We start from the raw sequence: 14,744 nt of genomic DNA, 5'->3' as shown, positions 1-14,744 counted from the left end.
TTATCACCTCCCTTAATAAAGATATTTGTATCGGAATATAAATGCGAGATTGAAAGTAGGTGATACCGCTGTCACTGTAAAGCTCGTATTACCTGGAAGAAGTTCGAAGAATACTCCATTACTAGAAGAATACGCATTGACTCCGTTTTTCTTAACAGTGCATTTATTTGGATCACAATTGATCTCCCAAACATCTGATGCTGAACTTTTTCCATTTAGAATGAGAGTTGATACCCCGTCTGTAAGCTGTAAGTTTTCAAATGCTCCACTGAATCGAATAATAGGATAAACTGACATACTACCCTCATTACGAACTAAGACGTTCTGCCCACTCAAACTTATCCAAGTCGCGTAATCGCTGTATACGTAACCCTGATCATACTCAAGTCCCTGACCATATTCACGAACCGCTGTATCTCGCAAAGCTTCCGGCCAAGGATCGTTCATCTTAATGGGGATTGATACCTCGCCATCAAAAATCAACTTTTGTATATCCATAGTTCCGGCATAACGAGCAACATAACGTTTACCCGGTAAATCACTAAATGTGAATAAGATATCTCCTTTTCGAATATTAAAAAGAGCCGCCACTTGGGCGACTCTATTGTGATAGTCTATTGTAGAATCTTCAGCCATAACGATGCATTCGAGGTTAAATGTTCGCGCTCCGTAAGTGCTACCAAAATCTATGACTCCATCTCGATCCGCGAGTTCTAGTGTATTATCTTTTGTAGGCGGTAATACCGGGATGTTATGAGATTTAAGCCCCAAGCCTATACTCGCAAAGGATACACCGTCAGCTGTTGCTAAAATCAATTATTTCGCCCCCGTTCTAGATTGCACCCTCCGTACAAAGTTGTCCTTTTCAGTCCAAAATACCTTTGCTGTAGAATCATCCGCAATATAAATATCTCCCATATTTACTGCTACGTCGCTACGGAAATTCGAACCTGTTCCAGATCCAGATGGTATTGAGGGCATTGAAAAACTTGGCATCGAGAAATTCAACTGAGGTAGTTTAAAGTTAATAAAATTGATTAGGTCATCTTCTTGTCGGTTATTCAGTACCGCTTCTCCTACATGAGCCTCAATGATCTTAGGATCACCAACTCTCTCTCCGCGAACCCGTCCACCTTCAGAAAATGTCTGTAACTTCTCTCCAGTATCTTTCCCAACACCGTAAAGCTTCCGCAGTTCATCATTTCGGGATTTAAGCCTTGCCATTTCAGTTCGGTTACCAGCTGACAATGCAGCGTCATAAGCATCCTTATTAGCATTATATTCGATCAAATCCAATTCCTTTTTAGATGTACCGACAACTGATAAGGAAGGTTTAGAACCGCTCACAGAAGGTGTAAGTGCAGTGATTGCGCTCATTTTTGATTGATAGTCTGCGATAAACTGATCCAACTGAGCTAATATCTCCGCATTCTTCTCGGATTCTTTCAGCACCTGGATGTTTTTCATCAATTCCGCGCGATTTGCAGTATCGGAAGAAAAGTCCTCAAGTGCTTGGAGCAACTCATCGTAATGTGTTTTAGTAGCTTCGATGTCCTTGTCATAGGCTTCCTTCTTAGCGTCCTTTTCATCTTGAAGTGCTTGCTTCTGCTCTTCCAGACTTCTCTTGGCTAAGGTACGCTCATGATCGAGTTGCAGCTTCTCAATGTCTTTTTGAACCTGTTTCCGTTCCGCGATTCCATCCGGTCCTACAGCTGAAGCAAGTAGAGCTAGTCTAGCTTGTTTCTCAGCCAGCGCACTCTCGTAATCCTGATCTTCATTTAATTCCTGTTGTTTGCTTAGTAAATCATCAATAGCCTTGATCTCTGCGTCCTTCGCAGCAACATAAGCATCCCGTTCTGCCTCTATTGCTTTAATGGCTGCGTTTTTAGAGGATTCGATACTCGTTTTATAGTTTTTTGCTAAAGCTTCAACAGCTTTAGTTTCATCTTCGATCAGCTTCTGACGTAGTGCATAGACTTGTTCGTCCGCTTCCATGCGTTGATCAGTACCGACACGATAGATAGCTTGAATCTTTAACCAATCCTTTAATTCGCTTTCGGTCGTGGTCTGACCCATTGCCTTCCTATGGTTCAAATCCTTTTGGAAGTCAGCATATTGTTGCTCGATCAGGCTCTTCTTTTGCTCGTAAATCAATTTTTCTAGCGCGAAACTCTGCTCAGCTGTCCGATCTTTATCTTTTGCCATACGTTCGTATGCTTGTAACTCCATGTTGATAATCTCAACCTTACTTTTTCCGGCCATTTCCATTTTCGAGGATTCTTTATCAATCCATGTCTGGGAGTTTTGGTAACGAAGTTCATTGTATTTAACTGTCAGATCAAATGCTTGTTTTTGCGCTTCTGCCTTCTGCTCAGTAGTTAAATAAGACTTGGATAACTCTTTATTATAAAAGTTAAGCGATGTCTTAACCATTTCAATCTCTTGGAGATTGGCCTGTCTCATTTTCTCTGTTTTCTTTTCGAGGAATGAGACATCCTCATCGTATCTGCTATCATTAAGCGCCTTAACGTCTCTTGACCATTCTTTGACAGCATCTTTATCTTCTGCAAGATATTGCTTGTGCCGATTTTTCAAACGCCCATAACCAGCGATCTGTTGTTCTATGGACCAACCTTGTTGTTCAGCCACGTACTTGAAGTTATCCATATCATCGTCATAAGCTTTCTTGCGTGCTGACGCCGCTTCTTTGGCTGCCTTCTCTGCAACCTTTTCCGCTTTATCCGCAGTCTTTTCCGAACCAGATTTACCGCTTTTCCCTTTCGCAGGAGTGACCCCAAAGTTAGGGTCTTGATACATGCTACCAAGTGCAGCTATCTTATCATCGTACACTTTCGCTGCGGCATCATAGTCGTCGATGATGCTCTGAATTTCCGCTTCTGCTGAGGCCTGAGCAATACCAGCTTCTCGAAACTGTGATTTAAAGTATTTGAGATCGTCTCCAGTTTGAATTACATCACTACCAGTTATAACCTTACTGCCATTTAGCTGAGCTTTTAACTGTGCTAAACTCTTGATTGCATCTGCTTCAATTTTATAGGCATCTAATCTTTCATCGGTTGCTACTTTTGTATTAAAAGCAGAGGACTTTTCAGAATTCAAATCATCGATTGCTTTCTGGATTTTCATTTTGCGCAGATTGTTGACAGCATCCGTCTCAAACGCCCAACCATCTGCTGTTTTATAAATAGCTGAAGCAAGTTCTGGATATTTGTTAATCAGATCAGTAGCATTCGAGGCGTTAAGTGATTGCCCTTCTGCCAGATCGTTTAAAACTCCGTTCAACTCAGAAACCGTTTGGCTATTTCCTTTGACCGTTGATGCCCATTCATCTTGCGCTTTGATAAGAGCCTTTACCTCATCAGTTACTTCCTCAGTCGCCACTCCTGCTGAGTTTGCTGAGTCTGAGAATGTTTCCATTGAGTCAGCTGAATCAGCTGCGGCTGTGGCTAATCTACTATTTACTTCAGCACCTTCTTGGGTTACCCCATTTAGTGCATCGAGCGATGCCTGACTAGCCTTTATCTTTTGTTCTTCCTGTGATAATTCAGTTCCTAGAGCAATCATTTCATTGCCCCACATTTCTCTCAAAGTTTGAACCGTTTTACCCAGTGTCTTATCCACTAAACTCAAATCACTCTCTGAAGCATTTTTGATAGCTAGATCAGTAAAGGCAATTTCTTGTTCTAATTCAGCTTTTCGCTTCGTCGCTGCATTTAGGTTAGCTTGCTCGACGATCTTGATACTCTCAGAGTATCGCGTTTTCCACTCTTCAATTTTTTCTATATCCAATTCCTTAGCATTACCAAGCTCATCCCATTGAGAAACAAGACCGGGCATGACCCCACTTAAACGTTCCATAACACTTATCATTTCGGATTTAGCCGCTGAAACTTCCTTATCCGATTTTGTGTTATCATCCACTATTGATTTAAGTTCATCGTATCTAGCGACCAATTCAGCTGTTTTACGATTTTGTTGCATTGTTTCGGCACTTACTTGGCTTTGAGTACCCTTGTAGTAAGCCCATGCTGTAGTAGCTGCTCCAATGACTACTGCTAATCCTGCTAAAGCAGCACCTATAGGCGTGGCAATAAAAGCCTTTTGTGATACGTTAGCCGCGTCGGTTGCAACCTTCATCCCGAGCATAGCTTTAGCCGCTCCTGCAACACCTGTAGCTAAAGAAACAAGTGTTTGTCCAGTTAATATTTTAGCTCCAGTGTTTAAGACAGTTATTGCCCCGCCAAGCAAGAGAACGCTTGTCACTGTATTCTTAATAGGTGCTGGTAGGTTATTGAAACCATCCAATAATATTGTGGTCTGATGAACAATTAATTTCAGTCCACCCAACAAACCACTTTCACCGATCGATACAATTAATTCGTCCCAAGAGGCTCGCAACTGCTCGGATTGCTTCGTCAATGTAGACATCGTCAAAGTGTTCTCCCTTTGCGCTGATCCAAACGATTCTTCTGATACCTTAGCTACATCCACTACTTTGCTGTAATTATTCATGAGTGCTATAAATCGGGATGCTTGATCTCCGCGCGCAATCGCCTGTGTGACTTCATTGCGTTCAGCATCTGAAAGGGTGTCCCATTGTCCTGCGATACGATTAAGTAATTCAGGGAAGTCCATCATTTCTCCATTTGCTTGTTTCATCACACCAACATACTTTTCTAGCTTATCAATGGCAATTGGTCTGCTGGCATAACTAATAAAGGACTTAATAGCATTACCAGCTACTGCCCCACTAAATCCAGCTTGATTAAGTACTGTCAGGTAACCAATTAATTCATCAATATCAACTCCGGCATTCTTTGCCGTGGCGCCGACTCGGTTAATCCCTTCCAGCAACTTTTTGGAAGTTGTCGGGAAGTTGTTCGAGACTTCATTCAGTCTATCAAGTAAACGCTCTGCGTCTTCAGCAGCCATCCCATAGTTGAGTATTGCCCCGGTCATTAGCTCTTGAGCCTGAGAAGCACTCTGGAAGGATTGTTCAACGTTTTTAGCCATGAGCGCTGTTCTAGCTAGTTGTTCGGTTTGCTTCTCATCAAAACCGTTTTGAGCGATGAGCGTATAAACACTTGCAACTTCTCGAAGTGCATACCCATATTCCTTAGCACTTGAAATCATGGAATCTTTCACATATCCAACGTCCGCAGATTCTCCCATGACCCGCTGCACGTTAACTAATTCATATTCAAAGTCTTTAAGGAGGCTGATCGCCTCTGTAGCGCCTTTTGTGAAGTAATAATATAAACTCCCTGCCATCGCATATTGACCCACCACACCCGTTATACCATTTACCTGTGTCTGTGTTTGAGTTAAAGAACGGCGCACTCTCTGCTCCTCTTGAAGAACCCTTTCACGCACTTGTGATTCTTTCCGTTCCCTCGCTTGTAGGGCATTGATCCAGAATTTTTCGTAGTCTGCTGCATACTTTCTGGATTGTTGACTATCTTTCTGAGCCAATTGTGCTAGTTTTTGACGGATGGCCTGCTCTTCCATCAATACACGTTCCCTTGATCTATCATCAGTTGATGTTCCGGTTGCCTTTGCTGCCTGCTGATAAGAGACAACAGCCTTGTTCTGGAGGGTTTCCATCCGTTTCTGATGTTCCCGCTCTTGCTGTTCAATGGCATCGTATCTTCGTCTTACAATAGCTTCTTGGGCTGCAAGCTTAGCATTAACAATCTGATTGGTTTGATCGAGTTGATTCTTTTTTGCAGTTATCAGCTCAGTTTGTGCCGTTCTTTGCTTAACTAAAGCTTCTGATTCAGCCATGATCTTTTTACGCCGATCATCCGATGAGAGAGCGAGTTTATCAGCAGCTCCAGCTAATGCGTTATAGTTTTTGGTCGTAACTGTGATTTCACTGTTCAATACTTTGAAGGTTTCGGCATTACCCTTCACACCTTGGTCTATAGCTTTAAATGCGGGAAGCATCTTGGATGTATCCAAATTCAGTTTGGCTGCTACCACATCTTTATTAGTGTCCGTCAATTTATCATCACCTCTAGTTTTGGTGGTAAGGAAATTTTTCCTGTAGTTGTGAAGCACCCGTATATACAGAAAAAAAGACCTGCCGCATGGTGACGGAGGTCTTTTTGGTCATTACTTTGGAAATATTCCTATATCTGATAGATATTTAGCTTTCTTCGGCTTCTTTTCGATTTCTCCTCCATGAAGAGCAATCTGGAACTCTTGGTTTCTCTTTCTGATTCGTTTGAGGGCATAAATTTTCGGAAAGGTCATTCCCTCCCATTCGCTATCAGGAACACCAAGAGTCACACATAAAGCCCACGCATCAATGAGTGTCTGTTCTACTACTCCCTCACCAGATTCGTCGCCTTCTCCCTCTTCATTTGAGTCGGGATCAGGAGGAAACGATTCTCTATAGAAATCGATCCAGGAGAGTATCCAACTCCTTGATCCCTTCTTCATCTACTCGGTCATATTCCTCATCTGACAACCCACCATCAAGCACGAGATTAAACACTTCTCGATAAGTACTTTCGATTTCCGGCCAATTCACTTCTTTACTCAAGTCGGTTGCTTCCCATTTCTCTCGGCCGATAGATGTAGAAAATTTATAGCCTACATCCTTCATTACCTTCCTGACTTGACGAATGAGACCAATGGTTCCGATTTTCACATTCTTAACAATTCCTTCAGCCAATCTTACTTCTGATCCGACATTCAACGTTTCATCAATTTCCTTTTCCACGGTTATTCCTCCTCAAAATAGATAATCCCTCGCGATTTGGCGAGGGACCTCGTTTAAATTTGACGTTGTTAATCTACGAATATAATTGTTGCTGCAATACCTTCTGGGTTGTCAGGCGTTACGTCCGCTTCGAGAACCTCAAGATTAAGAGTGCTTGTGCTTGGAGTTTTACGTGCAGCACCAACATTCAGTGTACCGCCACCAACGGCCTTATGAACTGTCAGTTGTACTTGAACTGGTAATCCAGTTCTATCGTTAATCAGCTCGAAGCGATGTACAAATTTGAATGGTTTCGGTCTCCGTGTTCCCTTGAAATTGCTTGATGTGCCTTGTTTAGACCATTTATAGGTCACAATAATATTCTTGTTTGAGTTTCCCGCAGCAGATGTAATAACACCATCGGAGGTAATTGAATACTGCTCGATTGTTGGCGTTGCGGCCACTCTTTCGAGTTTTTTCAGGGTTCCATCAGCTGCCTTAAGATAAACTTCATCACTATCTGCAACGAATGTGCCACCAAAAGATTCAATACCTTCAATAGCGTAACCAGTGGAACTGAGGATACCTTCTTCGTTCTCATCGATCTTAACAATTCCCGTTTTTGTCTCAGCCCCTTGGGAGATCTCGGCAATGACAGCAGAATAACGCGGAAGTTCGATTGTAAGTACATCTTGCAAATCCTGCGCGGTCAAGTGAAACGCATATCCAGATTGTCCACCGAATACTTTTGTCCATGAAAACTGAGGTGCAAACATGACGCTGTTAATTTTTTCATCGATGTATCTGAGAGTTCCGTCTAACTCTCTCATCCAGATCTTACCGACTCCATCAAATACTAATGGCTCTTGCATTCAATAATCCCTCCTCGGGTAATAAAAAAAGGAACTAATCAGATTATTTGATCAGTTCCCATAAACGCAAATCAATTTCATTGATGCGCTTGTATTCAGTTGTTTTCTCGTAACCTTCAATTGGATCTTTACCTCGATCCATCAGACCCAGTTTTTTAGCCAATGCAACTTTTTCCTCCACAAGATTTTCAACTTCCGTGGGTTCTTTCTTGAGTTCTGGCTTCTCTGCCATCAGTTTCACCTCATCCCCGTGTTACTGTTTATTGCCTCGTCTATACTTTACAATGTCGTTCGTACATTAATACTACTTAATTCATGCGGATATAGTCGATATCGTAGATACCTTTATAGCCTTTAACCCCGCTGATCCCTGTTGCAAAGTCGCCATCATAGGCGAGTACACATAAAAATGAGTGGAACTTAGGCTGAATGATTCGTTTATCATGCAAAAGTTCATATGAGCGTTGAAATAATAACTTCGCTTCATAACCAGTCTTACCATAAAAATCGAGACAGAACTTTCCTTGAAAGACCAAAGGGTTTCGTCCGTATTGCCCCGGCATAATATATTGGCAGATATGCGGTACCGTTTCCTTTGTCACGACAATTTCAGGCTCTACCCCCTTTGTAAATCGCTTTATTACTTCTTCAGGGGTAGGCGAAAGAGTAAGTTTCAATAGCGCCATGAACTCTCTATCTGCCGTGTGCGTGTTCTGGATAGCGTCAATTAGTTGTAGACTCAATCCTTCACCTCCTTAAAATAACGATGGAAAGGAAAGTTTTCGATTACTTCGGCAATGCCTTGAAGAATTCGATTCCGATTAGACTGAATTGCCACTCGTAGGAAAAACGTTGGTGGCGTTGGCTTGAACTTTGGGTCTATGTCACCGCGTTCAGCCAATTCTTCTAAATCCACTCCCGCATAACCGCCACCTGAGAACCGCATTGTGCCATCAATGCTTTTATAGTTCCCCTGTCCTCGTCCAACAACAACTTTGCTGCTTCGTGATCTCAATCGGTTCCACGCATCACTATTCATGTAGGTAACTAATCCGGGGTTTTGAGAAGCATCAGCCATCAAAGAGCCTTTGCCGAATTGCTCCAACCAAGCCTGCCAGTAATCTGCTGTAATATCTCCTGAGATCATCTGATTAGCAAGTACGAACATTTCCATTTGGAGTTTATCACGTACTGCTGGATAGTAGCGAATGCCACCTTTGGCGGTGAGCAGAACCAACTTAGTGAGTCCGGTGATCTCAATAGCAAGTTTGTTCTCAAGATCCTTAGTAGCTCTTAAAGCATCATATCCGGTGATCATCGCCTATCCTCCGATAGTTGTATCTGATATAATCCCGGGAACTGTATATCATTTATGGCATCGACTTGATATGACCTACCATTCAGTACAATCCGATCTGGTTGAATCAGCAATGGATCATCCGGTCTCCGAACATCAACCTTCTGCTGCAACCGCAGTAAGTGTGTTGATGTCGGAAGTAATCCCGGGTCATCTTGGCGAAGTTGTGCAGTCACATATTGGACGAATGCTTTAACTTCGATTTCCACGTCAGTGAAGTCAGGATCACCGATAGGATTATAATTCCCATCATACTCTTGACTATATCGCTGCACTCTGACAATCATATTCGTCTTTACCATCCCGCAATATTTATCGCGTTCTGGCGTTGGCCGTTTTGAACAGACAAGGAATGTTTCTCCTGTTTCTATCAATGCTCCTGACACAACTGAAGATTCAGGAGCAAAACGACCAATGTAGTCTGATTCTCTACCATATTGAGAAGATCCACTTGATCCTCGTGAAAGAATAACTGCTTCTGGCAGACCATTCACTGTACAAGGCGTGTGACGGTGCGAAAATTGCTTAAACATTATTAGTGCCGCCTTTCCTTGTACCGTGTTGGACCAGCAACACCGAATATCGGAGAATCTGTACCAGAAGTGACTGTAGAGATCAGATTAATAAGTGCGTAGGAATCGTCAATTAACTGAATTCCGTATACGCGCCAGTCCACTGCTTGATTCTCAATAGAGAAATCGACATCTTTCTTGAATTTGGCTATCCTGGCTGTCATAGATGGAGCTAGGATAGCAGCAACCATACTTACAGCCGCTGCATATACATAGTTCCTATCATCATCAACCAGATCGGCATAATTTGGAACGGCTGCAATAACTTTCGCTTCAGCAATAGGTAATACAGAAATGGCGTCTATGTCTGCATTGGATACAACATCCTCGCCGACTCCTAGACGCCCCCTTACTTCCTCATGATACGTTTCCGTGGTGAGGATCTTATTTGCCATCCTCTTCACCGCCAGCAGTGTTGATAGCTTTTTTCAGCTCGTCAGCATCCATTTTGGTGTATCCTGGAATCTTTAATTCCTTTGCAGTAGCTTTCAGTTCCTTGAGCTCCGCGTCAGTTTGAATCAAAGCAATTTTTTCGAGCAACTCCGCTTCTCGTGCCTCAGATTCTTCTAGTCGAACCTGAAGTTCCAATTCACGTTCGGAAGGATTATTGTTAATCACATCATTGGTATCGATGATCTCTGCCAACAGTTCTCCAGTTGCTGCGTTACAAACTTGTCTCTTTGCAATATCAACAAGACCTTCGGGGGCATCTGTTACGATGTCCCCTGCATTGTATTCTCCTACAGCATCAACTAATACTTTTACAATAGTCATGAGTTGGTTCCTCCCTTACGCTACTGTAGCGAAGATATGCCAGTTGACGTATTTCAATTTAGGCAACACTGTAGCGCCGTTAATAACTTGCCATTGGTCAGGGTCACCTTGGATCAACTTCGTCAACGCAAATTTTCCAGTGTGGCCATTGAAGATATCTTCATAGTTGTTCGGACTGGTCACCAGGTCCATGATGGAACCATTCATGCCCTGACCGATGAAGATTATTGCATTATCAGGGATAAATGGGTAGAACACACCAGAATCATCGATGTATCCGCCATCATAGCATTCGTATTCAAGGCCATTAAGATTTTGCTTAACAATTTCAGCAAGAGAACCATCTGTGACGATATCTTTACCAAAGGTAAATTTGATCAGATCGCGAATAATTTTATTCTGTTTCATGAGATTGTCCACTTTTTTATTAGCAACAATCTTAACACCTCTAGCACCGCTACCGCGGAATCTAAGTAGCCACTCATCAATGTTCTTTAACGGATCTGCCGTTTCAGTGTTACTCCAAAGTACATCCGCTGTCGGTTTGTTGTTTGCAGGAACACCATAATCAATGGTTCTCGCAGGTTTGTTCGCTGTAGCCGGCACTAAAAGACTGCCTGCTAGGGACTGCCAGCGCATCCATTCAAATCGGGTTTCGAGGCGAGTGTTTAGACCGACCATTCGATCAATCATATATTCTTCACCCCATGTTTGCTCAAGCTTGTTACCTGGTTGACGAAGAACAGCGATCTTTTCCCGGTCAATGATGGCTTTTTCACGCCACTCTTGGTTAGTAAATTCCATTTCCTTTACAACTGGAGCAGCATGAACTGGTGATGGATCATTGAGTCCGGTAGGTGGAGTCATACCAGTATCATCGTAAGTCACATCATATTTAATTGTCAGTCCAAGCTCAGGCTTGAGATCGACACCATTAGTAAGGATCTGTGCGCCACGAAAGCTATTAATATCTGTTCGAATATTTTGGACGACTTCTGTTAGGAAATACGGATCAAGTACATTTGCCATGAGTTATTTTTCCCCCTTATACAAAGTAGCAGAGCTTAAGCGCTGTTTTAGCCGCTGAATCAATGCCTGTCAGTTTAGATGAATCAAAAATTCCTGCAATCCACGCTGAAGCGCCGATGTCCGTAAGTGTAGTGTCTTGATTATTGTCTAGGATGCAAATTGCAGATTGCGAACCGTCAGAAGCAGAAGCTTTATATGGAACAAACTTGCCTGTGGCTGTTACTTTACCCAGTACTGTTCCTTTCTTGATCACTCCATTTCCCTGAGCCAATAATACGCCGCCCGGAAGTCTTGCTTGAAGATCAGTGGAAGCAAGTACCTCGATAAATTCCTGCGTTCCAATTTCTCTTTGCCCTGGGGCTCCGTTGTACTGAGTGCTTAACATATTACTTATCCTCCTTCAGCAGATTACCTCTGCCAGTGTTTTTCAGAGCAGCTACTGCAGCTTCTTTAGCAAGAGCTCTTTGTTCCTCCGGCGTCTTTTCAGTATTCTGTGGGTTGCTCGGTGCCGCACCACCCAGTGCACCTACAGGAAGATCAAGTTTTTCACCTTCTGTGTGGCGACCGCCGCCTCCAAGAGCAGCTTGAGCTTGTGCTTCGTAACTTGTTCCGATTTTCTCGATCTCAGTTACTGGCAAATGGGACAATGCTGTCTTCATTGCTTCAACGTTAAATGCGTCACCAAGAGCACGCACGCCAGCTCCGCAGGCTTGTTCAGTTACCTTAACTTTGTATGCCGCGCCGTCAGCAGCCTGAGCGCTTAGTTCCGTAAGTTTTGCAGGGATATCAGCATCATTTTCAACACCAAGTGCCAATCGGACTTGTCCTAGCACGCCATTTGCTGCCGCTAAAACAGCCTTTTGTTCATCCGTCATAGTGTCATCTCCTTTGGTCAAAGTATTGACCAGTTCATTTTTTTGTTCTTCGGGTTGTCTAGTAATAAATCCAGTGAACCCAGTTTTATTGCTAAATGAATAAAAGACACGTCCATCAATTGGAAGTGATTTCATGTCTTCTGATAGAGCTTCGTATTTTATTGGACTGTTTGAAACAGTCGCTTGATTTAATCCAACCACCCCAGCACCAGGGTAAGCTCCATCAAACACTAATGAGTTTTCCATCAAACCGCCATCATCGTGTTCAACGATACAAAGTTTCCCTTCATATTCCCTACCTCGAAAGTGACTGCAATCTCCACTGAAATAATTATTTCCACATACTGAACATATGTGCTTCGTGGTATAGAACCCTATCGAAGTATCAAAAATAGTTCCAGCATCAATTCCGTTAGCAATTTGATCTGTTGAGATGCCCGCAACCTCTTGACCCTTTTTCATGTAATGATCGGCATAAACAGCTAACTCATCACCATCTTGCTGCATCTTACTGTCATACGTTCTACCAATAGGGATTGTCATAACACCGAGATTTGCCCATGAATGATCTAAAAGGAGAGATACTCCTTCTTGAGCTTGAACAGCGATCTTTCGAAGAAAGTTAGGGGTCAACCTCATAAATCTTCCCGGAATCACTCTATCTCCGATCAATTTTGCTGGAAAAGTAAATGCTTCTTGGGCGGTCAAGGGAACGAGTGCTTTTGCATTGATTTTTTCTAACTGTTCGGTTGTTGGTATAGCCATTTTCTTTATTCACCTCCCTTTCGTAATTAACAATTAGATGTTTGATCACCTCCGCGCTTATTAGCGCATCAGAATTACACTCTTTGCGGCCAGTCCCATTTACCGCCATCTTGACCCTGAACAACGTTTTGGTTGAAGAACATACCAGTTGGGTTTAGCACACATAAATCAACGCAAGTTGCGTTATGAACCTGAGTGATGATCGCCGCTCGCGTTTCGCTTTTGTATTCACCACCTGGCGTACCATAACTGAAATAGTGAACCGTACGACCTACTGTTGGTTGCATATTAGCTAATCACCTCCATTTGGTGGAATTTGTTGGTTCGAATCAGAAACATGCTTCTTTTTGAGAGGATCAAGCAACTCCGCTGGGATTTTTGGATTTAATCCCATAATCCATCGAGCTTCTGTAGCTGCTTCCTCTGCGGTGATATATAGTTCTTTCTCAGCTAATACATAATTGTTAATCTTCGCCCTCATGTCGCGTACACGTTCCATTTCGGATCGTAGATCAATTGGGCTATAGTCTGCTTCTACCAACGTCTGTACACCGCGTACTCGCGCAGCCATAGAAAAAGCCCGCTTCCAGAAACGTTTAGTTACGCTCCGGGCGGACTCTACAGACTTGATATATATTTGTGTATCTACTGAGCTATATGACTCTGTAGACCCTTGATGCCGAGAAAGTAATGTAAGCAGCGTTTTGAGTCCGGTTGCCATTTGAGTATCAATGATGTCAATCAACTTTTTAATGTCAATCATTGGACCTGAGTTGCCACCCTTGAGATATTCGACCTTTACGCTGTCCCAGTGGACTAAAGCATCATCAGGATTAAGTGAGTTGAAATGGTTTAACATTTCGTCCATTCGTTCCTTGAGCCAAGTCTGCTGTGCTTTCGGATCATTCTTCATGCTCGGAGGAATATTCTTCAACATGATTTCTTCCAGCATTGAAATGTCCAATCGCGGATAACCTTGGTTGTGAATGACTGCCTTGAGGTCCTGAAGCACCTGCAGATGAAAGAAAACAGCCTGTAACACAGGAAGTATAGGTGTGCGTCCGTATGGATCATCAACCATCGGATCAAACTCTTCATAGATGAATGTTGGTGTATCAATCTTCTTGTATTGCCCGAACCACTCTTCTCCCGACTTTGGATGCGGATTCTTAACGTACTGCCACGGAACAAGACGATTAGTATCCGGTTCCCTACGAAACCAAATCAACGATGGGTCTACAGGAACTATGTCAATTACATCGTTACATCGCTCATTTAAAACAACTTCACCAGCACACGCGCCACGCACCATTATCATCATTCTTTGTATTGTATCGAGTTTATCCAATGACCGACCATGCTGATAGCCTGGTGATGGCAATGATGTTTCAAGCATTTCCTTAATTGCATCTAGTTCCCGTTGACCAGCCTCATCATCACTACCGTTTTTCTTAGCCGTGAATGATAGTTCTGTATCTCCCATTCGCAAGTAAGTGTACAACGCATGAGAAATATCTGGGTGAACGGAGATAAGGAGCTCCAACAATTCTTCAGCTGTATAACTTTGCAGTTTGGTCAGGTCAATGTTGTGCGCCCTCTGATACTTTTTTGGGAGCCAATTGAAGATACCCAAAGAATTGTTATTCGCTGGCACTGTTGATATACCTACACCCATCATCTGACGCTTAACGGATGCCGGTAGGATTGCATTAACAGCCGAATAAATGAGTTTATGATACCATTTCAAGTTTTCACCTCCCCTCGACACAAAAA

Annotated in this window: 16 protein-coding genes; all 16 read right to left on the bottom strand. The window is 42.9% G+C overall.

Annotated elements, in window-relative coordinates:
- Positions 1-12: 12 nt before the first annotated feature.
- Positions 13-816: a phage tail domain-containing protein gene (locus MHI27_RS12015; RefSeq protein WP_405176357.1), complete on the bottom strand. Its 804-nt coding sequence runs from the start codon at positions 814-816 to the stop codon at positions 13-15.
- The gene (locus MHI27_RS12010) at positions 817-6,024 is read right to left on the bottom strand and encodes a phage tail tape measure protein (RefSeq protein ID WP_405176356.1); all 5,208 of its coding nucleotides are present in this window, start codon (positions 6,022-6,024) and stop codon (positions 817-819) included.
- A 111-nt stretch (positions 6,025-6,135) separates the two neighbouring features.
- Complete coding sequence (locus tag MHI27_RS12005) at positions 6,136-6,465, bottom strand: hypothetical protein (RefSeq protein ID WP_405176355.1); 330 nt, start codon at positions 6,463-6,465, stop codon at positions 6,136-6,138.
- On the bottom strand, positions 6,416-6,748 hold the full coding sequence (locus MHI27_RS12000; RefSeq protein ID WP_405176354.1) for a hypothetical protein: 333 nt from the start codon (positions 6,746-6,748) through the stop codon (positions 6,416-6,418). The genes MHI27_RS12005 and MHI27_RS12000 overlap by 50 nt, the downstream gene beginning before the upstream one ends.
- A gap of 68 nt (positions 6,749-6,816) precedes the next feature.
- A complete protein-coding gene (locus MHI27_RS11995; RefSeq protein WP_405176353.1) occupies positions 6,817-7,599 on the bottom strand; it encodes a hypothetical protein in 783 nt (260 codons plus the stop codon).
- A 43-nt stretch (positions 7,600-7,642) separates the two neighbouring features.
- Positions 7,643-7,831: a hypothetical protein gene (locus MHI27_RS11990; protein WP_405176352.1), complete on the bottom strand. Its 189-nt coding sequence runs from the start codon at positions 7,829-7,831 to the stop codon at positions 7,643-7,645.
- 76 nt (positions 7,832-7,907) lie between these two features.
- On the bottom strand, positions 7,908-8,342 hold the full coding sequence (locus tag MHI27_RS11985) for a hypothetical protein (protein ID WP_405176351.1): 435 nt from the start codon (positions 8,340-8,342) through the stop codon (positions 7,908-7,910).
- A complete protein-coding gene (locus MHI27_RS11980) occupies positions 8,339-8,917 on the bottom strand; it encodes a hypothetical protein (protein ID WP_405176350.1) in 579 nt (192 codons plus the stop codon). The genes MHI27_RS11985 and MHI27_RS11980 overlap by 4 nt, the downstream gene beginning before the upstream one ends.
- Positions 8,914-9,489 (bottom strand): hypothetical protein, encoded by a 576-nt coding sequence (locus MHI27_RS11975; RefSeq protein WP_405176349.1) that lies wholly within the window; start codon positions 9,487-9,489, stop codon positions 8,914-8,916. Before MHI27_RS11975 ends, MHI27_RS11980 begins: the two co-directional genes overlap by 4 nt.
- 2 nt (positions 9,490-9,491) lie before the next feature.
- A complete protein-coding gene (locus MHI27_RS11970; protein ID WP_405176348.1) occupies positions 9,492-9,923 on the bottom strand; it encodes a hypothetical protein in 432 nt (143 codons plus the stop codon).
- Entirely contained in the window at positions 9,913-10,302 is a 390-nt protein-coding gene (locus tag MHI27_RS11965) for a hypothetical protein (protein WP_405176347.1), read from the bottom strand. The genes MHI27_RS11970 and MHI27_RS11965 overlap by 11 nt, the downstream gene beginning before the upstream one ends.
- Positions 10,303-10,317: 15 nt before the next feature.
- Positions 10,318-11,331 (bottom strand): major capsid protein, encoded by a 1,014-nt coding sequence (locus MHI27_RS11960; protein ID WP_405176346.1) that lies wholly within the window; start codon positions 11,329-11,331, stop codon positions 10,318-10,320.
- 16 nt (positions 11,332-11,347) lie between these two features.
- A complete protein-coding gene (locus MHI27_RS11955) occupies positions 11,348-11,716 on the bottom strand; it encodes a head decoration protein (protein ID WP_076218600.1) in 369 nt (122 codons plus the stop codon).
- Position 11,717: 1 nt separating this feature from the next.
- Positions 11,718-12,971, bottom strand: a complete 1,254-nt coding sequence (locus tag MHI27_RS11950; protein ID WP_405176345.1) for a hypothetical protein — start codon at positions 12,969-12,971, stop codon at positions 11,718-11,720.
- Positions 12,972-13,045: 74 nt separating this feature from the next.
- On the bottom strand, positions 13,046-13,258 hold the full coding sequence (locus tag MHI27_RS11945; RefSeq protein WP_405176344.1) for a hypothetical protein: 213 nt from the start codon (positions 13,256-13,258) through the stop codon (positions 13,046-13,048).
- Positions 13,259-13,263: 5 nt separating this feature from the next.
- On the bottom strand, positions 13,264-14,718 hold the full coding sequence (locus MHI27_RS11940; RefSeq protein ID WP_405176343.1) for a hypothetical protein: 1,455 nt from the start codon (positions 14,716-14,718) through the stop codon (positions 13,264-13,266).
- Positions 14,719-14,744: the final 26 nt, after the last annotated feature.

Origin of the sequence: Paenibacillus sp. FSL H8-0261, from assembly GCF_045040645.1 — a bacterium.
GTDB lineage: Bacteria > Bacillota > Bacilli > Paenibacillales > Paenibacillaceae > Paenibacillus_AQ.
This window is presented reverse-complemented; position numbering and strand designations above follow the sequence as displayed.

What these genes read in the sequence shown, in the direction of transcription:
- MHI27_RS12005 (WP_405176355.1), bottom strand. Translation starts at nt 6,465, where the DNA reads ATGAAGAAGGGATCAAGGAGTTGGATACTCTCCTGGATCGATTTCTAT.
- MHI27_RS11995 (WP_405176353.1), bottom strand. Translation starts at nt 7,599, where the DNA reads ATGCAAGAGCCATTAGTATTTGATGGAGTCGGTAAGATCTGGATGAGA.
- MHI27_RS11990 (WP_405176352.1), bottom strand. Translation starts at nt 7,831, where the DNA reads ATGGCAGAGAAGCCAGAACTCAAGAAAGAACCCACGGAAGTTGAAAAT.
- MHI27_RS11980 (WP_405176350.1), bottom strand. Translation starts at nt 8,917, where the DNA reads ATGATCACCGGATATGATGCTTTAAGAGCTACTAAGGATCTTGAGAAC.
- MHI27_RS11975 (WP_405176349.1), bottom strand. Translation starts at nt 9,489, where the DNA reads ATGTTTAAGCAATTTTCGCACCGTCACACGCCTTGTACAGTGAATGGT.
- MHI27_RS11970 (WP_405176348.1), bottom strand. Translation starts at nt 9,923, where the DNA reads ATGGCAAATAAGATCCTCACCACGGAAACGTATCATGAGGAAGTAAGG.
- MHI27_RS11965 (WP_405176347.1), bottom strand. Translation starts at nt 10,302, where the DNA reads ATGACTATTGTAAAAGTATTAGTTGATGCTGTAGGAGAATACAATGCA.
- MHI27_RS11960 (WP_405176346.1), bottom strand. Translation starts at nt 11,331, where the DNA reads ATGGCAAATGTACTTGATCCGTATTTCCTAACAGAAGTCGTCCAAAAT.
- MHI27_RS11955 (WP_076218600.1), bottom strand. Translation starts at nt 11,716, where the DNA reads ATGTTAAGCACTCAGTACAACGGAGCCCCAGGGCAAAGAGAAATTGGA.
- MHI27_RS11950 (WP_405176345.1), bottom strand. Translation starts at nt 12,971, where the DNA reads ATGGCTATACCAACAACCGAACAGTTAGAAAAAATCAATGCAAAAGCA.
- MHI27_RS11945 (WP_405176344.1), bottom strand. Translation starts at nt 13,258, where the DNA reads ATGCAACCAACAGTAGGTCGTACGGTTCACTATTTCAGTTATGGTACG.